Annotated in this window: 15 protein-coding genes and 1 tRNA gene; 2 read left to right on the top strand and 14 right to left on the bottom strand. The window is 42.4% G+C overall.

The genetic code is table 11. The features are described 5' to 3' along the window. Positions 1–182: 182 nt before the first annotated feature. Positions 183–258, bottom strand: a tRNA-Gly gene (locus AB9N12_RS17440). Between the two features lie 311 nt (positions 259–569). On the opposite strand from AB9N12_RS17440, the gene AB9N12_RS17445 reads away from it, so the two are divergent. After that, positions 570–4,532, top strand: a complete 3,963-nt coding sequence (locus AB9N12_RS17445) for a two-component regulator propeller domain-containing protein (RefSeq protein WP_369893394.1) — start codon at positions 570–572, stop codon at positions 4,530–4,532. Here the strand turns inward: AB9N12_RS17445 and AB9N12_RS17450 are convergent. The 9 genes from AB9N12_RS17450 to AB9N12_RS17490 all read right to left on the bottom strand — a co-directional run bounded on the left by AB9N12_RS17450 (position 4,478) and on the right by AB9N12_RS17490 (position 21,674). Beyond that, positions 4,478–6,565, bottom strand: a complete 2,088-nt coding sequence (locus AB9N12_RS17450; protein WP_369893395.1) for a glycoside hydrolase family 2 TIM barrel-domain containing protein — start codon at positions 6,563–6,565, stop codon at positions 4,478–4,480. The two genes, AB9N12_RS17445 and AB9N12_RS17450, sit on opposite strands and share 55 nt — an antisense overlap. A gap of 1 nt (position 6,566) precedes the next feature. Next, positions 6,567–8,006: a sulfatase gene (locus AB9N12_RS17455; RefSeq protein ID WP_369893396.1), complete on the bottom strand. Its 1,440-nt coding sequence runs from the start codon at positions 8,004–8,006 to the stop codon at positions 6,567–6,569. Between the two features lie 68 nt (positions 8,007–8,074). Continuing rightward, positions 8,075–9,889, bottom strand: a complete 1,815-nt coding sequence (locus AB9N12_RS17460) for a RagB/SusD family nutrient uptake outer membrane protein (RefSeq protein WP_369893397.1) — start codon at positions 9,887–9,889, stop codon at positions 8,075–8,077. Positions 9,890–9,917: 28 nt separating this feature from the next. After that, complete coding sequence (locus tag AB9N12_RS17465; protein ID WP_369893398.1) at positions 9,918–13,307, bottom strand: TonB-dependent receptor; 3,390 nt, start codon at positions 13,305–13,307, stop codon at positions 9,918–9,920. Between the two features lie 131 nt (positions 13,308–13,438). Next, entirely contained in the window at positions 13,439–14,461 is a 1,023-nt protein-coding gene (locus tag AB9N12_RS17470) for a FecR domain-containing protein (RefSeq protein WP_369893399.1), read from the bottom strand. Between the two features lie 77 nt (positions 14,462–14,538). Further along, positions 14,539–15,126, bottom strand: a complete 588-nt coding sequence (locus AB9N12_RS17475) for an RNA polymerase sigma-70 factor (RefSeq protein WP_369893400.1) — start codon at positions 15,124–15,126, stop codon at positions 14,539–14,541. 21 nt (positions 15,127–15,147) lie between these two features. Continuing rightward, positions 15,148–16,602 carry an AbgT family transporter gene (locus AB9N12_RS17480; RefSeq protein ID WP_369893401.1) on the bottom strand — a complete coding sequence of 485 codons (1,455 nt, stop codon included), beginning with the start codon at positions 16,600–16,602 and terminating at the stop codon, positions 15,148–15,150. Further along, positions 16,592–17,320 carry a DUF5932 domain-containing protein gene (locus AB9N12_RS17485; protein WP_369893402.1) on the bottom strand — a complete coding sequence of 243 codons (729 nt, stop codon included), beginning with the start codon at positions 17,318–17,320 and terminating at the stop codon, positions 16,592–16,594. Before AB9N12_RS17485 ends, AB9N12_RS17480 begins: the two co-directional genes overlap by 11 nt. A 34-nt stretch (positions 17,321–17,354) precedes the next feature. After that, complete coding sequence (locus AB9N12_RS17490) at positions 17,355–21,674, bottom strand: DUF5113 domain-containing protein (RefSeq protein WP_369893403.1); 4,320 nt, start codon at positions 21,672–21,674, stop codon at positions 17,355–17,357. 153 nt (positions 21,675–21,827) lie between these two features. Here AB9N12_RS17490 and AB9N12_RS17495 point away from each other — a divergent pair, with 153 nt between their 5' ends. Beyond that, positions 21,828–22,766: a ribose-phosphate pyrophosphokinase gene (locus tag AB9N12_RS17495; RefSeq protein ID WP_369893404.1), complete on the top strand. Its 939-nt coding sequence runs from the start codon at positions 21,828–21,830 to the stop codon at positions 22,764–22,766. A 70-nt stretch (positions 22,767–22,836) separates the two neighbouring features. Here AB9N12_RS17495 and AB9N12_RS17500 read toward each other — a convergent pair whose 3' ends face one another. From AB9N12_RS17500 to AB9N12_RS17515, 4 genes are all read right to left on the bottom strand, one after another. Next, a complete protein-coding gene (locus tag AB9N12_RS17500) occupies positions 22,837–24,006 on the bottom strand; it encodes a phosphatidylinositol-4-phosphate 5-kinase (RefSeq protein WP_369893405.1) in 1,170 nt (389 codons plus the stop codon). Positions 24,007–24,091: 85 nt separating this feature from the next. Continuing rightward, entirely contained in the window at positions 24,092–25,375 is a 1,284-nt protein-coding gene (locus AB9N12_RS17505; RefSeq protein ID WP_369893406.1) for a M16 family metallopeptidase, read from the bottom strand. A 4-nt stretch (positions 25,376–25,379) separates the two neighbouring features. Beyond that, entirely contained in the window at positions 25,380–26,132 is a 753-nt protein-coding gene (kdsB, locus tag AB9N12_RS17510; protein ID WP_369893407.1) for a 3-deoxy-manno-octulosonate cytidylyltransferase, read from the bottom strand. Next, on the bottom strand, positions 26,133–26,519 hold the full coding sequence (locus AB9N12_RS17515; RefSeq protein ID WP_369893408.1) for a 2-amino-4-hydroxy-6-hydroxymethyldihydropteridine diphosphokinase: 387 nt from the start codon (positions 26,517–26,519) through the stop codon (positions 26,133–26,135). Positions 26,520–26,526 lie beyond the last annotated feature (7 nt).

The following is a 26,526-nucleotide window of genomic DNA, read 5'->3' on the forward strand; positions in this document are numbered from 1 at the left end:
CCTATTCTTCATGCATTAATTTTCTAAAGGCATATACCTCTATATTACATCTCTTATTTTCATATTCGTTATATAGTTGCATCCGCGACTATGCTTGTGCCTTTTTTAGAACTTTGGAGAAATCAGCACTCTCTAAAAACAGAAATCAGGTATTCATCCTAAGATAACTACCTGATTTTCAGTGGAGCGGTAAACGAGGCTCGAACTCGCGACCCCCAGCTTGGGAAGCTAGTGCTCTACCAACTGAGCTATTACCGCATATTTACTGCATTCCTATACTCAAAAAACTTATGAAATAGTGATGCAAAGGTAAGCATAATTTTTATATCTCAAATAAAATTGCAAAAAAATTAATGCAAGAAAAAAGTGAGGGAAAAGTTTCTAAAGCTGCTCTTTCAGATAAGCCAACTTCGCAAAGCAAATTATCAATTTTGGAAATAAAAAAGCTTCTAAATAGATGTTTTATTGCAGAAACTCTCTTATTTGTTTGCATTTGTCATTGTTTTTGTTTAGTTTCGTTAACTGTAATGTTTATATGATCGTTAGAAATAGTAAAAACAACTGTTTATATGAAATACATTGTATATATTCTTTTCCTTTTTCCTGTTTGGGTTACAGCACAGACATACAAATATATAGGGATGGAGGATGGTTTGAGCAATCGTCAGATATTCAATATTCAGAAAGATGCTCAGGGCTATATGTGGTTCCTAACAAATGAAGGGATGGACAGATACAACGGTAAAGATATAAAACACTACAAATTAAATAAAGAAGGTAATACTTTAGACGCTCCCATACGTCTAGGATGGCTGTATACAGAACCGCATATAGGTATCTGGGTGATTGGCAAGCAAGGGCGAATCTTTCAATACGATGTTAATAAAGATGATTTTCGAATGGTATACAGATTACCGGATACTTCTGAAACAATTAGTTGCGGTTATTTGGACTGTAATAATAATATTTGGTTATGTCGCAAGGATACTGTATTGCTTTATGATATCAGAGATGCTCATATATTCAAATTTCCCAATGTACTTCACAGTAATATCAAAGCAATAGAGCAAGTGGATGAGCACTATTTCTTTATAGCAACGGAGACAGGTGTACGATATGTCAAACTGGAAAATAATGTTTTAGAGATTATACCTGTTGAAACATTAGACTATTTCCATGCTCGGGTAAGCGAACTCTATTTTCATCAACAATCAAAAAGATTGTTTATCGGTTCATTTGAAAGAGGAGTTTTTGTATATGATATGAATACGCAGGAAATTATACGCCCGGACGCTGACCTTAGTGACGTAAACATAGCTCGTATCAGCCCCTTGAATGAAACGGAACTGTTGATTGCAACCGAAGGGATGGGAGTATATAAAGTTGATGTAAACACGTGTAAACTGGAACATTACATTGTGGCCAACTATCAGAGCTATAATGAAATGAACGGAAATAACATCAATGATGTCTTTGTAGATGAAGAAAAGCGAATATGGCTCGCCAATTATCCCACCGGAATCACAATAATGGATAATCGCTATGAAAATTATCATTGGATGAAACATTCCATGAATAATCACCAATCGCTAATCAACGATCAGGTACATGCAGTCATTGAAGATGAGGATGGTGATTTATGGTTTGGAACCAGTAATGGTATTAGTCTTTATCAGTCAAAAGTAGGTAAATGGCACTCGTTCCTAAGTTCTTTTGACCCACAGAAAAAAGATAAAAACCATATCTTTATTACTTTATGCGAAGTATCTCCCGGTATTATATGGGCAGGTGGATTTACTTCTGGCATTTATAAAATAAACAAGCATACATTGTCGGTTGAATACTTCTCTCCTTACCTGCTTTCCCAGGTTAATATGCGCCCGGATAAGTATATTCGCGATATAGTTAAGGATTCGAGAGGATATGTCTGGTCGGGAGGATATTATAATCTAAAATGTTTTAATCTGGCAACTAACAGTGTCCGTTTATATCCGGGGTTGAATGCTATCACATCGATTGTTGAAAAAGACGAAGAAAATATGTGGATCGGAACCGTTAGCGGATTGTATTTGTTAAATAGGAATACCGGTGAATATCAGTTTATTGAAATGGAAATAGGAGCCGCTTATATCAATGCGCTTTATCAGGCAGATGATGGATTGCTATATATCGGAACAAATGGTGGGGGAGTATTTGTGTACAATCATCAAAATAAAACATTCGAGCACTATTTTTCTGATAATTCCGCCTTGGTTTCAAACAGAATATTTACAATACTGCCGGAAATAAACGGGCGTATAATGATGAGTACAGAGAATGGGATCACCTGTTTTCATATTAAAGAGAAGATATTCAATAACTGGACTAGAGGAGAAGGATTGTTACCTGCCTATTTTAATGCATCTGCCGGAACAGTGCGTAAAAATAAAAGCTTTGTATTTGGAAGTACAGATGGAGCGATTGAATTTCCGGAGAATGTAACGTTTCCCAAGTATGAATTCACGAGATTGATATTCAGCGATTTTTATCTTTCCTATCAACCAATTTATCCAGGCGACAAAGGCTCTCCCCTACAGAAAAATATTGATGAAACGGATGTACTGGAACTTAAATATGATGAGAATACTTTTTCATTCGGAGTCTCTACAATCAATTATGACTCACCGGGAAATGTATTATACTCTTGGAAGCTGGAAGGATTTTATGAGAAATGGACGCAACCTGGAGATAATAATTTGATTCGTTTCACCAATTTACCTCCGGGCAAATATACCCTCCATGTACGTGCAGTATCTAAAGAAGAACATGATATTGTTTTTCAGGAACGTACGATGAAAATCGTCATCAGACACCCTTTCTGGTTGAGTTGGTGGGCTATTTTGTGCTATATATTGCTTGTAATCGGAGGGTTTTATTTCATTCTACGTATGATAAATCTAAAAAAACAAAAGAAGGTATCTGATGAAAAAACACAGTTCTTCATTAATACAGCTCATGATATACGTACTCCGTTAACTTTGATAAAAGCACCTTTGCAGGAATTGTTGGAAGAAGAAACTCTTACCGACAATGGAATAGCCCGTACGAACATTGCATTGAGGAATGTGGAAGTTCTTCTACGACTGGTCAGCAGTCTGATTAACTTTGAACGAACAGATGTATATTCCTCTAAAATGAGTGTTTCAGAGTATGAGTTGAATACCTACATGAATGAAGTATATGATACATTCTCTTCTTATGCAGCCATTAAGCACATAGAGTATACATACGAAAGTAGTTTCGGCTATATGAATGTGTGGTTTGATAAGGAGAAGATGGATTCTATTTTGAAGAATATAATATCGAATTCATTGAAATATACTCCGGAAAATGGAAAGATCAGCATTTCCGTATCAGATACGGATGATTCATGGAAAGTGATAATCAAAGATACAGGTATAGGTATTCCTACCAGTGAGCAAAGTAAATTGTTCAAGCTACATTTTCGTGCCAGCAATGCTATTAACTCTAAAGTGGCGGGTAGTGGTATAGGATTAGTGCTGGTAGGAAAACTGGTCAGCCTTCATGGGGGGAAGATTAGCGTGGAGAGTGTTGAACATCAAGGAACGACAGTCAAAATTGTTTTTCCGAAAAGCAATAAAAACTTTCAAAACACTAGCAAGGAAACATCCTTGAAGTTTGAAACGTTGGCTCCTGTATTACCCGCTCCGAATGTTCCGGCAAAGGCAGCTGCCACCGTAGATAATCCAAATTCACAACGGATTCTTGTTGTAGAAGACAACGATGAGCTACGCTCTTATTTGGTCAGTTCATTATCTTCTATATATAATGTACAAGCTTGCGCCAATGGGAAAGAAGCATTGATTATTATAAAAGAATTTTGGCCGGAACTGGTACTTTCTGATATTATGATGCCGGAGATGGGAGGAAAAGAATTGTGTGCCGCCATCAAAAGTGACATTGAAACTTCCCATATTCCTGTATTGTTGCTAACGGCTTTAGGAGATGAAAACAATGTTCTTGACGGTCTGTCCATTGGTGCTGACGAATACCTTATCAAACCATTCAGCGTGAAAATTTTACGGGCAAATATTGCTAATTTACTGGCTAATCGGGAACTGTTGCGAATGAGGTTTGCCAATTCGGATATAGAAATAGAAGCAAAGGTCCCGTCTGCAAACGGTACTAACAGTCTTGACTGGAAGTTCATCTCAAATGTAAAGAAGATTGTAGATGAGAATATAAACAACCCGGAATTTACAGTTGATCAGCTTTGTGAATTAAATAACATGAGTCGTACCAGTTTCTATTGTAAGTTGAAAACATTGACGGGACAGTCTCCGACAGAATTTATTCGGGTGATGCGCTTGAAACGTGCTACACAATTATTGAAAGAGGGTAAATATGTTATTAATGAAATTGCAGACATGACGGGATTCTCTGATAGTAAATATTTCCGGGAAGTATTTAAAAAATATTACAAGATGAGCCCGACCGAATATGCTAAGTATACATCACACAATCTACAATGAAAGCTATCACTCAAAGACAACTTCTTATTAGTGGAAACAACCTTTATTTCATTTTCACCTGGTTGCAACTCTACATTTTCCCATTCCAGAATAGCGTACGAATCCGGTCTTGCTTTACCATAACTCTTTCCATTTACAAATAATTCTGCTTCTGCCTGATTCGTGAAAGCGATAATTGTTTGCAAACGTTGCGTACGCACTGTATTACGTTTTCCTGTCAAATATAGCATGGGTTCTTCCCTATTCCAGTTGGCCTTGTAAAAGTAAAAGGCATCTTTACGAACTTTCCGGTCGAAGGTAACCAAACCTTTATCATTAATTCCGGGACGATCTCCTTCAGTACGATGTGCAGCGCCAAAATCAAACATATTCCATACGAAGCTTCCCCATACATAAGGACGGGAAGAAATTGTTTTCCAATTTTCAATGTGATAAAACGTCTGCCAGTTTTCCGGATGCCACCAGCTGGCCGGCACTGTTTTAACTACCGAATCTTGTTGGTGGTAAATACTTGCACCGGCACCATATTCACTGATAGCTATGCGTATTTCCGGATGATCCTTATGCATTCGATCCAACCATCTCCCCAAATCAGCAGGCATACCGCCATACCATCCATCATAACGGTTCCAGGCAATAGCATCTGTTATGAAATTCAAATCTCCCATTTGATTACTTGCAGAGGTCGTAAATCGGGTAGGATCTTCCTGATGTGCCAGCACATTTAATTCTTTGATGTACTCAACCGGATTATCTCCCAACTCCGTCAACTCATTAAACAAACCCCATACACAAATAGAAGGATGATTGTAATGTTGACGAATCAGTTCTTTGAGCTGTTCCTTTCCGTTGGCACGGAAAGCAGGTGAATCCACAAAACCTTTGTCATTATACCCACCAGGGCCCACAAAAGGTATTTCAGCCCATACAATAATACCATTCTTATCCATCAAATCATAAAAATAAGTGCCCTGCGGATAATGTGCCAGCCGAACAGCATTCACTCCCATTTCCAACATCAATGCCACATCTTCCTCATGGTGTTGCGGGCGCAACGCATTTCCCACCTCACTCCTATCCTGGTGACGACAAACACCTTGAAGAGGCAAATGTTTTCCATTCAGGAAAAAACCTTTATCAGGCACGATCCGGTAAAAACGAAGTCCTAACGGTTGTATGACACAATCTGCCATCCGACCATTCCGGGAAAGAGTCACTTCCACCTGATAAAGGAAAGGATCCTGACGACCATTCCATAAGTGAGGTTGATCTATTTCAAATGTAAATTCCTGCTGCATGGCTGCATTTCCAGAAAGATTCACCTTCTTTGTTTCTTCTTTCACAATCCTTCGACCATCTAACAGGCGTACATTAAGCTCCACTTCCCGATTACCACTATTTCCGTTTGATAAGTCAACAACGGTCCGTACCTTAGCATACTCATGACTCACACTATCCTGTATCAGACGTACCCCGGGAGAAGCATAATCCAAAGGAGAGATACACGTCTCATCAGTAATCAGCAAATGTACATCACGATAAATACCTCCATAGAAATTGAAATCACCGACTAGAGGCATAATATCCAACTGTTCGCTATTGTTTACCCGTACCCATATAGAGTTTTCTTTCCCATATTCCACTTTTTCAGTTATTTCGAAGATAAAAGCTCCATATCCTCCACGATGCTCACCTATATGACGATGATTTATAAATACATCCGCAATGGTATTCACTCCTTCGAAACGAATGAAAAGACGCTTTCCTTTCCATTCGGAACGAATGAATAAATCCTTCTCATAATTGCCGATTCCCCGTTTATAATCTATTTTCCCGGACAAAGCATCCTGCGCATTCCAAGTATGAGGCAAATCAACCCTTACCTCTATCCCTTTCTGCACTTGATGTGAGAATCGGAATCTCCAATCATTATTTAGCAAGATATCCTGTCGCTGGGCAAACATCGACATACCGTAAAACATGAATAAAACCACCGATACCCAACGGTTAGAGTGTAAAAAAAGTGCTTTCATATTATTTCCTTAATGATGATTTCTTTACTCTGATAAAAGAAGATAATGACTCGACCTTATTTTTATATCTTTTCTCATCTACCCGGTTCTTATTTTCCTTCTTGTCAATCTGATGATCGAACAACATACTGGCTTTCTTCACCTCGCCTTTCATCCATTCCGCATAACTATAACGCCGGTCAACAGCATTATCTCCTCCTTCCCACTGAATATAGACTTCATCTTTCGTCTTAGCTTTCAGATTCTTGAAAACCCCGGCAAAGCTTTGCCCGCTTAACTGTTTAGCAGGGACAGGAAGTTTACAAAGTTCACATAAAGTCGGATATAAATCAACAAATTCAACCATTGATTTCGTTTTTCCCTTTTTCATTCCCGGAACACGGATAATCAACGGTACATGAGTAGAAGTATCCATCAGATTATGCTTACCTATAAAATTATGTTCTCCCAGATTCCAGCCATGGTCCCCCAGCAAAACTACAATTGTATTATCCGATAAATCCAATTCATTCAACGCATCCAGTACTTTTCCGATCTGTGCATCCACATAACTCAAACAAGCATAATATCCATGCTTTACCTCCCGTTGGAATTCAATATCACTCGTATCCGTAACCCGTGCATACGCATATATCTCACTCGAATTACGAACCTGCTCCGGCACTCCTTCTGGTCGGAAACGATTGGTAGCCAAAGGTATTTTTTCCCGTTTATATAAATCCCAATATTTCTTCGGGGCATTGAACGGCAAATGAGGTTTCCAGAAACCACAAGCCAGAAAGAAAGGCTTGCCTATATCTTTCATACGTTTCAAGTCACGAATAACCCGATTCGCCAGTTTACCGTCATCATAGGCGGTATCAGGCACATCAGCAGATTCGCAGAAAGGTCCTCTCATCGTTTTCGGATTAATTGTTTTTCCCGACTCCGAGTTCATCCAAAGCTCCCATTTGTTATACTCCGCCCAATATACATCATATCCATCCGGATGATTCCGGTAAGGAGGCTCGCTCCATGAATCCGCATGATCGCTGATATGATGAAAAACCTTGCCGTCTGATATCGTATGATAGCCATTTCGGGTGAACCATCCCGAAACAGGTATTGCTTCAGGACAATCTTTGCCGGCATAGGCGGAAAAGCTGATAAACCGATCGGGATAATGAGGATATACCCCCGTCAATAAACTGGCCCGGGACGCCCCGCTCACAGGAATATTACAATACGCATTCTGAAACAGGACACCACTTGCCGCCAACCGGTCCATATTAGGAGTTTTCACGGCATCCACCCCGTAACAACCCAGTTCGGGACGCATATCATCAGCCATTATAAAAAGCACATTCATTCGGGATACATCCTGTTGCGCCCGTAGCATAGACGAGATGCAGCAAGCTGTTCCACAAAGAAGCGTATATTTTATTGATATTCTGTTCTTCATTTTCGACCTTATCAAGACCTGCAATATACTAAAATATTACAGGTCTTATGCATCATTTCAATTCAAAATTATTTTGTCCATACCGGATTTTGTTCCAGATTCGTATTTAAAGCCAATTGTTTTAAAGGCAACGGATACAAATAATAATGTTCCTGCCATCCGGTGGGGGTATCGAAGAAATAAACATATCCTTCATCAGCACCTGCGCCACCCGTTACTTTCAATTTCTTGGCCGAAGCTCCCGTCACATACACACCCAACGGTTGTTTATTTACATACTCCCCTTTCTTCCATCTGCGCAAATCATCCAGCCGGAACCCTTCACCCATCAACTCAACTCGTCTCTCCCTGCGCACTTCCCATAAAAGAGCGGGAACGGAAGGATCACGCTTCGGATCAAAACCTTCATTAATATCATTTACCACCATTTTGGCTACATGAGCCCTTGCACGAAGTTTATTGATAGACTTGTCCGCAGCAGCCTGGTCAAACTTGTTCAATTCGCACATGGCTTCGGCATAATTAACCATCACCTCACCCATACGGAACAGCGGAGCATCTGTTGTATTCACCCCAGTTGCGTTGGTAGCTACAGTATGTGTATTGTAATATTTCCATACCCAGAATCCCATCTGCGAAGCGTTCCAGCCCTGTCCCCAGTTCATGTTCTTAAAGTGAGGTTGTCCTTGCACAGTGAATCCTTTGAAGTTGGAAGATGGCAAACGATGATAAGTCTCACCGGAAATTGTAGCCAATAAATCTATAAATTCCCTGTCCTGTGCGTTATCCGTATGCTTCCATCCGGCCGTACTGGGTCCGTTTTCTTTCTTCACCATATATGGAGGACATACCGTCAGATATAACCGGTAATCACGATCACGGAATTGTCCATAAATATCTTTGTCACCTCCATAACGGCTGGTCGTTGTACTGATCGGTCGTCCATCCGTACAAAGATAACTGTCCACCGCATCTTTAGTAGCTTCAATATAAGATTCACCTGTACGCACCATACGGGTTAAGCCATGCATCAATTGTCCGGTTTCATAAGCCTTATATAAAAGAATACCCGTTACTCCATCCAATGTCTCCGAGTTAAACAGTTCATCGTACTTAGGATGTACATCCGGATATTGACGAATCACCTCTTCGGAAGCACGGACACATTCTTTTAAATAAGTATCCGCATCCGACAAACCATGATATTTTCTCCAAGTTCCTTCAAACAAAGCAAAACGGGAAATAAGAGCCTTTACCACATACATGTTGATTGTGTTTTTCCCATCCGCTTCGATATCCTTACCAATATGTTCTTCCGCATACTTCAGATTAGACAGAATATTGGAAGCCACCAAATCACGACTATCCCGTTTGCCATATAGCTCGGGACTTTCCTCTGTCAAAGCGTGCTCTACCCAAGGAATACCACCAAATTTAGAAAGCATCTGAAAGTACTTGTATGAACGGAAAAAATATCCCACACTTCGCCAATGCTCCTTTTCAATATCATTCATTTTAGAATGATCAATATTATCAAGCATCAGATTAACACGACGGATATAATCGTAATCCCAATCATTAGACTCATCCGTAGCCTTTGCTTTGCGATATGCCCATTGACCTTCATATCCATTCAATCCTTTGATCATATTATCCGATTCAAAATCACCACGGAAAATTTCATCCGTTTGCCTTGTATCATACGCATATCCGAAGAACACATTATACAATCCCCATGTATACGTTTTAAAGTTATCATAGGTAGTAAAGACCGATGATTCTGTCTGCTGTCCCTTGGGATAAACCTCCAGAAATTCGTCATTCAGACAAGACGACATCAACAAACAAAGACTAACGCTTACACATAGTATATATTTACTCATAATAATAACTCTTTAAGTTGTGAAACAATCAGAATGAAAGATTTACCCCGAACGAATACTGTCTCATATACGGATAGGTAAAACCACGTTGTCCTAAATCATCCGTGACAGAACGTTCCGGATCAAGTCCCTTCGGCAAGTGATCGAACGTATAAAGATTCTCACCACTGAAGAAAACAGCCAGATTATTAACTCCAATCTTACTTATCCACTTGGACGGGAAATTATAAGAAAGCGTTATATTACGAATACTTAAGTACGATCCATCCTGTAAATAACGAGTTTGGACACGTGTATTGGCATTTGTATTTCCGGCTGCTTTCTCATAAATACGGGGGAAATAACTAGTTGTATTTTCCGGGGTCCAATAATTCAACTGTGAATCGTAAACGGTAGTCCAGGCATCATAATGCGGATAAAACAAATCGTTCATCACCCACAAATCCCGTTTACCTACTCCTTGCAGCAAGAATGACAGAGAAAAACCGTTCCAACTTGCACTGCCGTGAATACCATACTGATAACGCCGGGTATTATTACCGATGATTTTACGGTCTCCCGGATCTTTCGTTGTACTGGTTCCGTTGTTGATGATATTGTTACCATCCAAATCTTTATATAATATATCTCCCGGATTCGGATTATACCCTTCCACTTTGGCAATACCCGTTTTCAATTTACCTTCCGCATCGAAATCGTCTGCCGTATATAAACGATCGGTCTCATATCCCCAAATCTCACCCAGTTCCATTCCTACACGATAGGTTTCATTACCATTCTTGTCCTTACCGAATAATCCTGTTTCGTTATTGTATTTAGTAATCTTTGTTTTCGAATCGTACAGATTGAAACCTAAGCCATATTTCACTTTCCCGATCTGATCGTTCCAATCAACAGATATTTCCCAACCTTTAGAACGAAGATCAGCTGTATTCTGTAAAGGAGCACTTGCACCTAATACACCCGGAAGTTCAGAACCCGGAGCAAGCATACCCTTGGTATCCCTACGATACCAGTCGAATACCATATTCAATCTGTTATCCAATAATCCAAGGTCGAATCCCACATCAATTGTCGTCACTTTTTCCCAAGTAAAACTATTACTAACCAATGCGGCAGGTTTCAAGGTAGTAACTTTACTACCGGAAACAGTCCAATAAGCTTGCTCTGCATCCATGCCGGGAATGTATGCGTAAGGAGTGATACTTTGATTTCCTATGTTACCCCAAGAACCACGTAATTTCAAGTTGGAAAGAACTGAATTCAAAGGTTTCATAAATGCTTCCTCGCTGATACGCCATCCGACGGAAACAGAAGGGAAGAAACCGAAACGGCTATTCTTCGGGAATTTGGAAGAACCGTCATAACGTCCGTTCGTTTCAAGCAAATACTTACCGGCAAACGAATAGTTGAGACGATAGAACAACCCTCTTACCGTATAACGTTCAAATTTGTCTTTGGCAAAATAATCACCTGTCGACTGCGAGATAGACGGCAGCTCTTCATTAATCATATTCATACGCGACATCTCCGCATAACGGTAGTCACTACTTTCCTGATTGAAACCTCCCATCACCGTTACATCATGTTTGCCCCACGAATTGCTATAGTTAGCATAGAAGTTCAATGCATTATAATCCGTAATGCCATTGGAGTATTCATACTTGGAATTGGCAGTGGAAACTTCTTTCACAAAGTTGCCTCCATGTGCATAATAGAACTTCTTCTCAAATTTCGTTTTTTCATTACTTAGATGATTGAATGTATACTCACCGATCAACTTCACATTCTTTAAGGGAGTGATCGTCACCTTGCCGAAGACGCGAAGATTATTCTTCTGAATAGTGGTCGGATAGGCCAGATCAATCAAGTTACGAGGAGTATTGACCGGTAATTCTTCACCGTCGAGATTCATTGTTCCGGTAGGGAAATAAGAAGGGAATGCGACTGCTGCTCCCCATATACCATACCCTCCGGAAGTTTCCGGCAATGAAGAGTTGGAGTTCGTATATTTAATATCCAATTCCGGAGTAATCCATGAAAATACGTCCGAGCGGAGATAAGATGACACGTTGTAACGTTTGTACGTATCTTTATCCGAAGCCAGCACCCCATTTTCATTGACCATACCGAAGGAGAAGCGATAAGAAATATCTTTCGTACCACCGCCTACCGAAATATTATGAGTTTGCTGGAAGCCGATCTCCATCATATCATCGAAAAGATCAGTTTCCGCCAAGCTGTAGCGCAGCCCGTCCACCATAGCATAACCATCCGGATATGCAGACGGATTGGCATTATATTCCTTCAAAAGTCCCAACCAAGTATTTACGTTCTGACCGGTTTGATAATTGATCGTCCCCATATCTTTATAAGCTTGTACCGTTTGGAGTGGAGTAGCCTTATGAGGCATATTGGCAGGTCTGCTAAAGGAGAAATTATTCGAATAATTAATAGAAAGTTTAGTTGCCTCCGAACCTTTCTTCGTCGTAATCAGAATCACACCGAAAGCTGCCCGTGCTCCATAAATAGCGGAAGATGCCGCATCCTTCAAAACAGTCACTGATTCGATATCGTTCGGATCGAGCATATTAATATCCATCTCCACATTATCTACCAGCACCAGCGGTTTTCCATTCTTATCCAGACTGTTGACACCACGAATATTGAAACTCATTTCTTCACCGGGCCTTCCTGAATTACCTGTAATCTGCAAGCCAGGCATTGCCCCTTTCAAAGCGTCACTTACAGACACCACCGGACGATCACCTAAAACATCATCCATTTTCACACTACTCACCGCACCTGTCAGGTTTGCTTTCTTTTGTACGCCGTAGCCCACAACGACAATTTCATCTATTAACCGGGTATCTTCTTTCAGAGTTACATGGAGAGGACGTTGATCTTTTACCACCACTTCCTGTGTGGCATAGCCGATATACGATATGGATAAACGGTCATTCGGAGTGACCGTCAAGGAAAAATTGCCATCTATATCCGTAATGGTACCTTCCGTAGAATCGACCACTTTCACATTTGCCCCAATCACCCCTTCACCTGCAGGATCAGTGATCCGTCCTTTTAAAACAAACGCTTTTCCCTGTCTTTTCTGTGATATCACTGCATGGAACATAATCACCCGGTTTCCGTTCACTTCATAACTGACTTCCGTTCCCGCCAGCAATTGTCCCATCACATCATTAATAGTACCGTTATTTATATTCACAGAAACTTTCCTATTCAAATCAATGTCATTATTACGGATCAGGAAAGAGCAATTGCCTTGCTTCTTTATCACTTCAATGGCTTCTTTTAAAGTAATATTGTCTACTTTCACACTGAATTTCTTACTTTGTACCTGTGCCGATAGCTGGAAACCACCGGTTAAAGCATTACCTACAGACAAAAGTAGAAGCATTAATAATATCCTTTTTACTATTAATCTCATATTTCCACTATTAAAGGTTAACATAATATCTTTCTATACACCGCTGAACCGCCGATATATCTATCGACTAAGTTCCCAATCATATTTTGTTTTTTCTTATTTTACCTCCTTTTCTTATCAGTTATAAAGATAGTGTCTCCACTAACTTTCCATGTATATTGCTCTTCAACGTTGATTTCTCCCAATATATCATTGATACTTTGGTTACTATTAAAACATCCGGAAAAGCGTTCCGTTTTCAGACGCTCACTCTCTAAACAGATCTTCACCTGGAATTTGCGCTCCAGACGGTGTGCGATGTCGGCGAACGGAGCATTCTCAAATGTCAAGCCACCATCCAACCAGTCACAGGCAGAGCTGGCATTCGATTTCATTTTCTCCATGCACCCCGTACTCTTATCGTAAAAAGCCTGTTCGCTGGGGAATAGTTTCATCACCGAACCGGACACAGTGGATAAATTGACACGACCTTCCAACAAAGATACCATTACATAATTGTCATCATCATAAGCGCGGACATTAAAAACAGTACCCACCACCTTTACCTGCACCCCATTCGTATTTACGAAGAAAGGAATCTTCTCATTTTTCGCCACCCTGAAATATCCTTCGCCATCAAGCGTGACATCACGTTCACGAATGCCGAATCCACGGCAATAACGTAACACCGAACCAGCATTCAATGAAACCTCTGTTCCATCCGGAAGCACGATATTTGTCCGCGAACCGGCCGGCACTTTAATTTCATAAGGAGAATCCGCATTCGTATATACTTCCGTAAGATTTTCAGTATAAGTGTACCATAAGTAATTACAACTCAACAACAAAATAATTGCAGCAGCCACCTTCAGACATACGGGCACTGTCTTTCGTGGACGGACAGGCTTCATCTCTGCCGCGGCTATTTTTTCTTTTATCTGTGATAAATTAGCATCCTCTACTTGGGCAAATGCAGGCACAGAAGAAACAGCCCATACCGCAGACATCTCCCGGAAAATTTTAGCAGCATCTTCATGGGAAGCCAGATAAGCGAGCAGGGTCTCTTTCTCTTCTTCGGTACAGTCACCGGACAGATAGTTGCTTATCCGGATTTCCAATTCTTCTATATGATAAGAGTTATTCATATACGTACTTTTTCTATGTGTGTATATAACTGGATACGCAATAAAAAAAGAAACGTTTAAAAGAAAAGCAATTTTTTTTAGAGAAACATCAAAATAGCTATCATATAAGGAGTATCCAGTGATTCACGCAACTTAGTCAATGCTATTTTCATCTGCACTCTTACAGTGCTCACATTAATATTATGCTCCTCGGCAATTTCACTGTATGTCTTCCCCTCATACAAACTCGCTTTAAATATGGCACGGCATCTGGCCGGCAATTCCTCCACCTTCTTCATGATGATGGTATTCATTTCGCTATGCTCCAACGCCTGTAAAGGGTTATCGGAAGAAAGAATATGATTTTCGAGAAAAGTCCAGATCTCCTCCATTTGTTCTGTCATCTGTTTTTCATTGAAATAAGAAGAGCGCAGATAACTGATGCTCGCATTTTGAATGGCACGTCGCAAATAGGGAAGAGCCGGATAAGTGATGTGATGTCGATTCTGCCAGAAAGCAACAAAGACATCATTCACAATCTCCCCTGCCACCCTTTTATCATGTACATAATAAACGGCTATCGCACACAGATAAAGGTAGTAAGTATGATAGATTTTATCAAATGCTTTGGTATTACCTTGATTTAACTGTTCAATTAGATTTTCAGAGATTTCCGGTAGATTCATTCGTTATCTTTTTTATTAAAACTACAATCCCATCGGTATTTTCAACAAATACCAAACTATAAACAACAACGTCCAGACCATCAGAATACCTAATGAATATCTCCAGGTATATTTAAGCAATGAACCATACGTAATCTGCTTGTCATACTGTCGCATATAGGTGAGCACCAGAGGCATATAGAATAAGAAAGGAGTAATGGCATTCGTCGAGCTGTCTCCGATACGGAAAGCACATTGCGTTATATCCGGAGCAATTCCCATTTGTGCAAACATCGGAATAAAGATGAAAGACATAAAAGACCATTTGGAGGTAGCAGATACCATAATCAGGTTTATCAATGCCGTGAATAGAATAAACAGGACGAGAGCAGACAAAGGAGCCGGTTCAAATGAAGAAAGCAGGTCAGCTCCCATAATGGCCATACATTTGTCCAGATGAGAATATTCAAAACAGGCAAACATCTGCGCAGCAAAAAAAGCAATAACAAAATACACCCCCAGAAGTTTCATCGGCTGTGTAAGTCCTTCAATCACATCATTGTCTGTGCGATACCGTCCGGAACTGAATCCATAAGCCATTCCCGTAATACCTGCTCCCAAAGAAAGCAAAAACAAAATGCCGGCAATAAAAGGCGAATGCATCAAACCACCATTCACACCCCGCAAAATCCCATAAGAAGAAAAAGTAAGCCACAAGATAAGAGCTACATAGATCGCTGCCACAACAATGGAAATCATAATGGCACGCTGCTCTTTACGAGATAGAGGATGGTAAGCCGCCACCTTCATACTACCTTCATACTTACCTAACGTAGGAAGAAGCCATTTTTGAGTAATCCAATACACAATAGCCGTAATGGCCACTGTTGAAGCACTCATAAAGAAGTAATTGCAAAGAGGTTCTGTATTCCCCTGATAACCCGTTTGTGCCAGTGCAGCCTCTTGCGTGGTATGCGCCAACAACGGGTCCATCGTACTCAATACAATATTGGCACTATACCCGCATGCAACGGAAACATAAGCCGTAACAATCCCTGCAATCGGATGAAGCCCCACCCATTGGAACAGCATAGCAGCAATAGGCAATAAGATGATATATCCACCATCACCAATGGCATTCGACAGCAAACCAAGCACGATCACCCACCAGACAATCTTCCTCTTTTCCTGCCGGTTTCCCACCCCCATACGGATACATGCATCAATAAAACCGGAATGTTGTGCCACTCCCAGTCCGAACATCGCAATAATCACCATCCCCAACGGAGCAAAGCCCGTAAAGTTCTTGATAGCGTTCCGCAACCACCAACGGATTCCTTCCGGACTCAGCAAGCTTTGTACACGGATGTCCTCACCTGTCTGCGGCAATGTCACTTTCAATCCATAGATATCACATATCCATGAAAGAAAGACCACTGCCATTGTCAGCAGCAGGAACATCGTAGCGGGATGGGGCATGCGCCATTTATTCTTCATCAGGCTCCAGATTATCCAGATCGATAATGCGCAATTCCAATGCACGTACTGCCAACCGGGTAGCATTCACTCCCACCCGTTCCCCATTCGGGAAAAGGCGTCCGATAAGATCATTCTGCCGTTTTTCCAATGATTTCACACCAAAAGGCATCCCCTTCAGATTGGAAATCATCTCCTTCGTATATCCTAATGCCAGATGACGGAGAAAACGTTCGTCATATTCGTCAATATCATAACTGATGACAGCCTCCTGACGCTTGGCATCATTGGCTACAGATTTCTTGAAACGATCTACAATCTTTTCCAGAATCGGATAGTTGAATACCAATTTCTTTCCGTCCATCACAGCCTGTACATCTGTTTTCGTCAGGAGTTCACCTGTTTTGAGGATGATTCCGTCCGCACCGGCATTCAATACATCCACCCACAACTTCTCGTTCAGAATCTCACCCGTGAAGATCAGTACCCGAACTCCTTTGTAACGTTTGAATATATTCTTGCAAATATCAACACCGATGGTCGTAGAACCTCCCAGTCCTAAGTCCAACAATACCAGGTCGGGAAGCCGGGCCTCCATCAACGGCCAAAACTCATTTTCCGTCATGGCCGTGCCGATCACTTCCGCATTCGGTATTTCATGACGGAATATTTCTTCCGTCCCTTTCAACTCCAGTTTTACATCCTCTACAATAATAACTTTAAACTTCTGTTCTTCCATATTCCTTATCTACTAACTTTTATGTGTTTTCCTTTTATCTTTGCGGAATGGTGAAATAAACCGTAAACCCGCCTCCTTCAGCCGGCTCGGCATTGATACGGCATCCCCTACGTCCCGCAAATTCATCGTGGTCGCGGATGATCTGCTTGCATACCAGATATTCCGTTCCCCTCAACTCCCCTTTTTCACCGGAAGTCATACGTGCCAGATTCGGATAAAACAGTTGATTCAACTCTTCCACACTCTTCTCACGTCTCGTATCCGTAAAGAGGAAACGAATATATTCATGATCCTTACGTGCCTGCAGACGTATCACTCCATCTTCACGCACAGTCAATGCTTCATCAATCAAATTCTCCAACAGAAAACGCAACTGATTCACGTCTCCCATCACCTTCGCCTCCATCGGCTCTATCTCCAGTTCTATCCTCTCCGGCCTATTCTTCATCCACTTCTTGAAATATTTCCCCGCAGCATCCCAAAGTTCCTGTACCGGAATCACGGTACGCCGGAAAGTGACTTCCTCGAGTTGACGGGAAGCACACGAACTCAAAATCGTAAAGATTCCCTTATAGTATTCAATCAACTCCGTCATCGTCTCTACCGCTTCACGCTCCTCCGTTTCCGAAAGATTCAGCTCATTCAACCGTCCTACAATCTGTTTGATCTTATTCGGATAATAAACGGTCTCATGTTTAATAGTCGACAGACAGTTGTCAAGCACCATATTCTGTACATGCAACATGCTGTCTTCCCAGGAAGCCCGGCGTGTTTCTTCATGTGCCGACTCAATGTCCCGGTATTGGGTAGCCAGTTTCACCACTGCGTTAAACACGACAATAGTCACATAACGCGCTACCAGTTCAAAAAGCAACCGATCCGTCTCCAGTTCCGTTCCCTCCCTGCGCTCCAGATAAAGCACACCGACACATGGATGCTCGCCCCCTGTTTCCACCATCAGCGGAATGGCCTGAAGATGCTGTCCGGAAAGATATTCCCCGGAATTAAAACACTGCTCTACCATCTCCGGCATTTCCTGTCCGGGACGAGAAGCATATTCCAGCCGGTGTGTCGTTTCGTTATAAACAGCAATTCCCATCCGGTCAATCGTCAATAATTCATTGACCGAATCGAATGCTTCATCCACAATACGTTGAGGAATTTCTTTAAGCGTACTTTCTTCCCGTTGGAGAGCCTCTGCCTTTTCCTGTTCCTGTGGTCTGACCAAAGATGCGGCAAACACCTTCCGGTTAATTTCAAGTACCTGCTCAAGATTCAAACGATTCTGCAAACGTTTTCTCATGTACAGGAAATAATATCCGACCAACGAAACAACCAATAGAACAAAGCATAAAATAATTCCCACCGTCTTATTGGTATTCGAACGCTCCAACTGCCGGCAATACGCTTCGAGAGTTTGATCCTCTCCCTGCAACTTATACAAATCCGTGAATGCCGAATTATTATAACTGTATGCATCCAACTGTTTCAAAGCCAGGAAAGCAACCGACGCCTCATTCCTGATATCCAGAATTACATGATAATCCGAATCAAACAGTTCATTCCACCAACTGATTTCAGCAGGTGTTCCTTCACCTACCAGCTTCATATACCGGTGTGGCCGATCCGGACGCGCATATTTTTCATAATGCTCATTCAGAAAAAGCATGGCAGAATCTATATATTGCAAAGCTAACTCATAATTTTCGTCCACATTGGCAAAATAGGCGGCATTGGCATAATCCGACGCTACATCCAGCAGATCCTCATACGCAGAATCCGTAACTACTATAACCGGATCGTCGTCCTGCAACATGGGAGGAGCCGGATCATGCAGACAAGAAACCATGCTCGACGGAAGCATCAAGCAAAGTAGCAATCCCCCCATCGCTTTACGCACTCCCGAAGGCAAACGGAAATAGAAACGACTTCCCTTCCCCAGTTCACTCTCCACATCAAAGACGCATCCCCGGAACACATCATTCGTTTTCTTATACTTCTCAATAATGCCCTTGCAATTCATCAATCCGAAACCACTGCCTTTGTTTTCTTTCAACACTTCCGGATCAGCTGCATTCTTCATTCCGATCACACGGGAATCATATACCTTCTCACCAATGATGTGCGCCACATCCTCTTCGGAAATACCTCTTCCGTTATCCTCCACGGAAATCTCGATATATGCATCCTCCGTAGTGCGGGCATATACTTTGATGATTCCTCCTTCCGGAGTATATTTACGGGCATTTTCCGCCAACGTATTAATCATAAACAGAGTCAGTGCCCGGTCGGCCTTCACCATCACCGTGGCCGGTTCAATCTCCAACTTCTGATTTTTCATTTCAAAAGCACGTCTTCCCTTGCCTAGCAACTCAAACAGCTCATTGAGATTGAAAGTCTCAATATTCAGGCTAAGCGTTCCCTGCTTCATCTTAATCCAAAGAGCCAGAATATCGTTGTACTCATTAATCGTAGTTACCAGCTCGTCAATGTATTGATACTTCTCTTTCTTGATCTTCGCATTATCAATATACCCCCGCTCCGTCAACTTATGCACCTCGTTCAAGATCCGGTCGATATAAGGATTAATCCCATTGACAATCGCCAGACAAGCCTTCTTGATCAGATTCTGGCGTTTATTTCCCGCAATATGTTGTTCGTAAACATACCGTTGCTTTTCCAGCTGCATCCGCTCGTCGCTCAACGCTTCTACCATCTGCTCATTGTCCGCAGCCCAGATAATATACGGCTCAAGCACATGCACTAACGCTTTCTCATCACGGTTCAACCGATGCAGAGGAACCAATGCCGCTTTCCCCTCCTCCGGAATTTCCAGTTGAAGACGTCCTTTTCCAAATAATTGATCAATGCCTTGTTGAATGAACGGAACATTCATCGGAATAGACGAAGTAATATCCCGGCAAAGAGTCAGAATCCGTTGCAGCCGTTCCACGTCTACCTGATTCCTTATTTTAGACCGTTTATTAAAAAACCACCAGAGAATAACCACCAGCACCAGCCCGACAATAACCAGAAAAAGTACAATCGTCATTTGTCGTGAATCAGCTTCCAAAGAAAGATAGCGGCTCTCCAACTCCTTATCCTGACGGGTATAATTCAAGATATCCAAGTATATGTTCCGGTTGTAATCAGAAGCATACTTCATCCCGAGTCCCGCATACGATACACTCAATTGCTCCCGGATCCTGGAGATCCATTCAGGTACCGTCCTTACATTTTCCTGCGTGATCCACGGAACCCCGGTATAAGTGGTGTCTCCTTCTGCAAAAGTACGCAGCTTATCCAATGTATCCGCCGCATGGTGATAATAAAGAACATGATGCCGGTTCACACAATCCAACGCTTTGGCAAGCGTATCCAATGCCTCTGAATAATGTCCGTGCTCATTCATATATTTACCGATAGACACATACGCACCGGCAATCTGATACAAATCATGATACTCGCGGAACTTTTCAAGCGCACGCTGTGCCATTCGCAAAGGCAAAAGCGAATCTACCGGAAAACCGAACTGATCCAGTGCATATCCCCTTCTCGTCCGGAAAAGTTCGAAATTACGGGGGGAAACCATCAGATTAGCCAATCCTTGCAGACCATTCCCTTCGAAATAAGGATGATGGGTCTGAACAGCCATCCGCCACGTAGTATAAAGTTGGTCGAACTCACTCATTTTCCGGTCTTCCGGCTGGGTCTCTTCCACCAATGAGGCCGAACCTTTGATGTAATGATAATACAGCAACTGATTGGTATCCGCCAATACTTCATCTTCCGGAATCTGATTGAGAGACACAATAGCCTCTTGCCGTTGCTGAAGGTAATAGTAATAAATCGAAGAAACGATGAAGAATTCAGTGAACGCATAATCCAGCCGAAGTGTTTCATGACGGTCGGCAAATAAATCGCTCTCCTCCCGAATACGTTTCATGCGCCGGAGCGCACTGTTGCGATAATCATAAAACTCTTTGTTCATCGCTGTCCGCTGACAGATTTTCATCAGCCCGATGTCGGCAATCAACAGTTCAAGCTCATTTTTAGTCAGTCTATATACCTCCTTATGCCATGCTTCCGCCCGGTCAAAATCCATAGCCATAAAAGCACAGAATCCCAGGTTGTTGGCAGCTTCTGCTTTCCCCGATTTATAGAAATTCACCTGCCGATAGGCTTCATCGGCATATTTATAAGAAGAATCCAGGTTCCGATAACGATAAGCGTACGCTTTCCCGTTTAAGGAATCAATCAGGCGCACCTCTTTGGTGGGCACCATATCAGTGCACGAAAAGAAAGAGGCAAACAACACGAAACCTATTATATATAAAGGAAAGCGTGAACTCATTTTTGACTATTAACTGTTTTCAGCAAGCAAATCTACAAATATTTCCGATAAGTTGGAGAGAAAAATATTTTTTATACAATAAGTCCTTCTAAATAATAAGAGAAATTCCTACCTTTGCAAGCAAATTAACAAATAGGTAACATCTATTACAAAATGAGCGAAAAAGCACCCTTTATGGTATTCTCGGGAACAAACTCGAGATATCTTGCAGAAAAAATCTGCGCAAGCCTGGATTGTCCTCTGGGAAATATGAACATCACCCACTTTGCCGATGGCGAATTTGCGGTTTCGTATGAGGAGTCAATTCGAGGCGCACACGTATTTCTGGTTCAATCCACTTTCCCAAACTCAGACAACTTAATGGAACTTCTCCTGATGATTGATGCAGCTAAGCGCGCATCTGCCAAGAGTGTTGTAGCCGTAATCCCCTATTTCGGGTGGGCACGTCAGGATAGAAAAGACAAACCTCGTGTATCGATTGGCGCTAAGCTGGTAGCCGACCTTCTATCCGTTGCAGGGATCGACCGACTGATTACGATGGACTTGCATGCAGACCAGATTCAGGGATTCTTCAATATCCCGGTAGATCACTTGTACGCATCAGCGGTATTCCTCCCTTACATCCAGTCTTTACAACTGAAAAACCTGGTTATTGCCACACCGGACGTAGGAGGCTCCAAACGTGCCAGCACTTTCTCCAAATACCTGGGTGTACCATTGGTACTCTGCAACAAATCACGCGAGAAAGCCAATGAAGTGGCATCCATGCAAATCATCGGTGACGTAGAAGGTAAAAACGTGGTATTGATCGACGATATCGTAGACACAGCGGGAACCATCACCAAAGCTGCCAACATCATGATGGAGGCCGGTGCCGAATCCGTGCGCGCTATCGCCAGCCATTGTGTGATGTCTGATCCGGCTTCTTTCCGTGTACAAGAGTCCGCTTTGACGGAGATGGTATTTACCGACAGTATTCCTTATACTAAAAAATGCGCGAAAGTAAAACAGTTGAGTATTGCCGGTATGTTTGCAGAAACAATCAAACGAGTCATGAATAACGAATCTATCAGTTCACAATACATCATTTAACCGATGATCATTGATAAATGAGAATGGGCCGCGCCATGCGCAGCCCATTCTCTCGTTTATCAATGATCACTTATTGAAGTCTTCCGTATTTATAAGTTCCCTTTCTGATCACCTTTCCCTCTTTATCCGTTTCTACAAAAGGACCGTCTTTCTTTCCTTGTTTGAAAAAGCCTTCGAAACGATTACCGTCTTTGTCGGTCTGCACACCTTGACCCTCTTCCAATCCATCGACGAACCCTCCTTTATATTGCATGCCGACAACGGTTTTCAGAGTACCTTGTCCATTCGGGCGGTTATCTTTCCACTCTCCGTCATAAACATCCCCGTTGCTCCATTTATAAACTCCCTTGCCTTCACGTTTGTTGTTTTTCCAGTTACCTTCGTACACAGCGCCATTTGCCCAGGTAAAAGTACCTTTTCCCTCCTGCATGCCATTTTTGAAATTGCCTACGTATTTATCACCGTTAGCATGATAATAAACCCCTTCGCCGGTACGTTCACCCAAGAGATATGAACCTTCGTAACGGTCGCCCGTATGGAAGTAGTAAGTCCCTTTTCCGTGTTGGATATCATCCGCCCAGTCACCATTATATTTATCTCCATTGGTATATTCAAATATCCCTTTCCCGTGACGGACATCATCTTTCCAGTCTCCTTCATATTTAGAGCCATCGTCCCAGTTCATGGTACCTTTGCCGTTCTTCTTATCATTTTTCCAGTGGCCGGTATAATGGGCACCGTTTGCCCAGGTGTATGTCCCTTCCCCTTCACGCTTGTCGTTCATCCAGTTGCCGACATACAAATCACCGTTATGATAATACATGGTTCCTTCCCCATGCTGATAATCCTGAAACCACATACCGTCGTAACGGTTGTTATTCATAAAATAATAGATTCCCTTTCCGTGCTGCTGGTCCTGAAACCACTGTCCTTCGTACTTCTCTCCATCGGGAAACATATAAGTTCCATATCCTTCACGTTTCCCTTTCACATATTCTCCTTCAAAGACATCCCCGTTTTTAAAGACCGTTTTACCTTTTCCATTCGGTTTCCGTCCTTTCATCTCCCCGGTATAGACACTACCATCCTTGAAAGTATAGTTGCCGATTTTTATTTCAGTGGAGAATACATCTTTGATTTTTCCGAAAAATCCGCCTTTTTTCCCTTCATTTTCCTGGGCCATCACTCCCTCTTGTGCAAGAAGAGCCAACAAAAGTGTAGTATATAGATATTTCCTCATCAGTTTTAGTCATTACTCATGTTAGAATTACAATTTGGACAAAGATACAATTTCTATCCCAAACAGCCCACTTTTGGAAAGCAAATTATGACAACTTTTTACCTGCAATGACCTCTTTTAATGTCTCTTTGCACAAATAGCGCTGTGCCAGATCTTGTATTTCCACGGGAGTAACCTCGTTCACAGCCTGCAGAGAACGTGAGAAATAATCATCATCCAGACCGGAAGTAGCAATAAAGATCCACGCATCCGAAAGTGAGAAAGAAGACTCGTAATTACGGCACATCTCTCCCAACATATAGTTGCGCACGATCGTCAGCTCCTCCTCAGACACAGGTTCCTGATGCAGGCGGTTTATTTCATGATACACTTCCTGTATCAGCGGTTCCACATATTGATTATCCGTTTCTGTCGAAATAACCAGCAACCCACTATCCGGATAAAGCATGATTCCTGCCGAAATACCATACGTATACCCCTTCTCCTCACGGATATTGGACATCAGCCGACTGCCGAAATAACCTCCGAACAAAGTCATCAACACCCGGAGTTTCAGGTAATCGGGATGATCGCGGGTAATGGTCGTATATCCCATCTTTACAGCACTCTGCATCGCATCCTCACGCTCTATGAAAATTCTCTTCTCGGGAACGGCAGTGCAAGGGAAACTTAACTTCGATACCTGCTGCCGAAGTGGATGGAAAGAGGTGCCAAATATGTCTGTCACCCGGCTGATCATATCCTCCGTGACCTTGCCGGACAAGAAGATAGAGCAATTCCCCGAATGATAATACCGTTTATAAAATTCCCGGAGCACCTCCGGGGTAATGGCATGATAATCTTCCTCCACCACGATTCTGCCACATGGATGCTGTTCGCCATAAAGCGACTGCGACAGTGTGCGCTGTGCCAGAAAATCAACCTTGGAAGTATTGACCAAGTATTGTTGGATATTGGCATCGAGAATCGTACGCAACTCCTTCTCAGGGAAAAGCGGTTCTTTAATCATGGATTCCACCACCTCCAACGTTTTTGCCAGATACTTGTTCAAGGAATAAACCGTGATATAGGCATATTCCGGCGAGCTGGACAGTTCGAGCCATGAGCCGTAGTAATCCAGCTTTTCAGCCATGGCGGCAGCCGTATATTTCTCCGTACCTTCGCGCAGCATCCGGTTCGTAAACAACGCCTGCAACTTCTGCGACTGTCGCCAGCTTCCCCCGGCAAACAGCACATCCATGCGTACCACCTCCTGTTCGCCCGCATGGATAACAGCCAACGGAATACCGTTTGGCAACGTCATTCGAACGGGAGGAAGTATACCGAAGTTTTTCAGGGGCTGTATTTCAGGTTGTATCGTACGATCCATAAGATTAGATTCTATTCTTCAAAAAATCTTCCGCCCGTTTCAAGTCTTGCGGGGTATCGATTCCAATCGTTTCCACTTCGCTGATGCCTACCTTTATCTTATATCCGTTCTCCAGCCAGCGAAGTTGTTCCAGAGACTCTGCCAGTTCCAGCGAAGACTGTGGAAGCCCGGTAATCTCTTTCAGCACCTCCGTACGATACGCATACAATCCGATGTGCTTGTAGTAAGTATGCCCCTTGAGCCACTCCTGTTTCTCGGCATTCCGCTGATAAGGAATGATCGAACGGCTGAAATAAAGAGCATTCCAATTCTTGCTGACCACCACTTTCGGTGAATTCACATTTTCCAGTACGGCAAACGGTTCATCGGCAGTAAACGGCTTCACCAGCGTAGCAATCTGCGTGGTTACATCCTCGAAACAAGCCTTTACCGCCTCCAATTGCGAAGGCTGGATAAACGGTTCATCTCCTTGTATATTCACCACGACGTCAAAGTCACCTCCGATCTTCGTGCAAGCTTCATAGCAACGATCCGTACCGCTTTTGTGGTGAACAGAAGTCATCACCACCTTTCCCCCGAACGCCTTGACGGCTGCTTCGATGCGTGCATCATCCGTAGCCACGTAAGCGTCGTCCAAAACGCCTGCCACTTGTTCGTACACGCGTTGTATGACCGTTTTTCCACCCAGCATCGCCAACGGTTTCGCCGGAAAACGGGTGGATGCGTAGCGGGCAGGTATAATTCCAAGAAATTTCATCTACTTACTAAATAATGAAGAGTGGAAAGCAGATAACGACTGTTGTATGTATCTCCTTTGCCAATCCTCCGGTTTTAATATTTGGTTATCATATAAAAGCATGTCAATATCCAGACAAACCTTCTCCTGTTTCTTATCCTCCGGATGACGTCCGGACCTCCGTTCGATCTCTTTCAGCATTTTCCTCACGGTCTCCTCCTCCTTGTCGGAAAAGAACAGAACCACTTGGTTGGAAAACAGAGCCGGATTCTTGAAAAACAAAGGTTGGGTTTCCAGTTCGGGCGCAAAACAGATGGAAGAGAACAATTCCGTCAGCTTCTGCCTGGCAAAAATCAGATTCTCTTTCCTGTTGTAATTACTCCCTATGCAAACAATATACTTGTGCACCTCTTCG

The organism is Bacteroides sp. AN502(2024) (genome assembly GCF_041227145.1).
In the GTDB taxonomy this organism is placed as follows: domain Bacteria; phylum Bacteroidota; class Bacteroidia; order Bacteroidales; family Bacteroidaceae; genus Bacteroides.

Excerpts from the sequence above, each read along its gene's own strand:
- AB9N12_RS17455 (WP_369893396.1), bottom strand. The coding sequence starts at position 8,006 with ATGAAGAACAGAATATCAATAAAATATACGCTTCTTTGTGGAACAGCT.
- AB9N12_RS17445 (WP_369893394.1), top strand. The coding sequence starts at position 570 with ATGAAATACATTGTATATATTCTTTTCCTTTTTCCTGTTTGGGTTACA.
- AB9N12_RS17505 (WP_369893406.1), bottom strand. The coding sequence starts at position 25,375 with ATGGATCGTACGATACAACCTGAAATACAGCCCCTGAAAAACTTCGGT.
- AB9N12_RS17475 (WP_369893400.1), bottom strand. The coding sequence starts at position 15,126 with ATGAATCTACCGGAAATCTCTGAAAATCTAATTGAACAGTTAAATCAA.
- kdsB (WP_369893407.1), bottom strand. The coding sequence starts at position 26,132 with ATGAAATTTCTTGGAATTATACCTGCCCGCTACGCATCCACCCGTTTT.
- AB9N12_RS17485 (WP_369893402.1), bottom strand. The coding sequence starts at position 17,320 with ATGGAAGAACAGAAGTTTAAAGTTATTATTGTAGAGGATGTAAAACTG.
- AB9N12_RS17495 (WP_369893404.1), top strand. The coding sequence starts at position 21,828 with ATGAGCGAAAAAGCACCCTTTATGGTATTCTCGGGAACAAACTCGAGA.
- AB9N12_RS17490 (WP_369893403.1), bottom strand. The coding sequence starts at position 21,674 with ATGAGTTCACGCTTTCCTTTATATATAATAGGTTTCGTGTTGTTTGCC.
- AB9N12_RS17465 (WP_369893398.1), bottom strand. The coding sequence starts at position 13,307 with ATGCTTCTACTTTTGTCTGTAGGTAATGCTTTAACCGGTGGTTTCCAG.
- AB9N12_RS17500 (WP_369893405.1), bottom strand. The coding sequence starts at position 24,006 with ATGAGGAAATATCTATATACTACACTTTTGTTGGCTCTTCTTGCACAA.
- AB9N12_RS17480 (WP_369893401.1), bottom strand. The coding sequence starts at position 16,602 with ATGAAGAATAAATGGCGCATGCCCCATCCCGCTACGATGTTCCTGCTG.
- AB9N12_RS17470 (WP_369893399.1), bottom strand. The coding sequence starts at position 14,461 with ATGAATAACTCTTATCATATAGAAGAATTGGAAATCCGGATAAGCAAC.
- AB9N12_RS17460 (WP_369893397.1), bottom strand. The coding sequence starts at position 9,889 with ATGAGTAAATATATACTATGTGTAAGCGTTAGTCTTTGTTTGTTGATG.
- AB9N12_RS17450 (WP_369893395.1), bottom strand. The coding sequence starts at position 6,565 with ATGAAAGCACTTTTTTTACACTCTAACCGTTGGGTATCGGTGGTTTTA.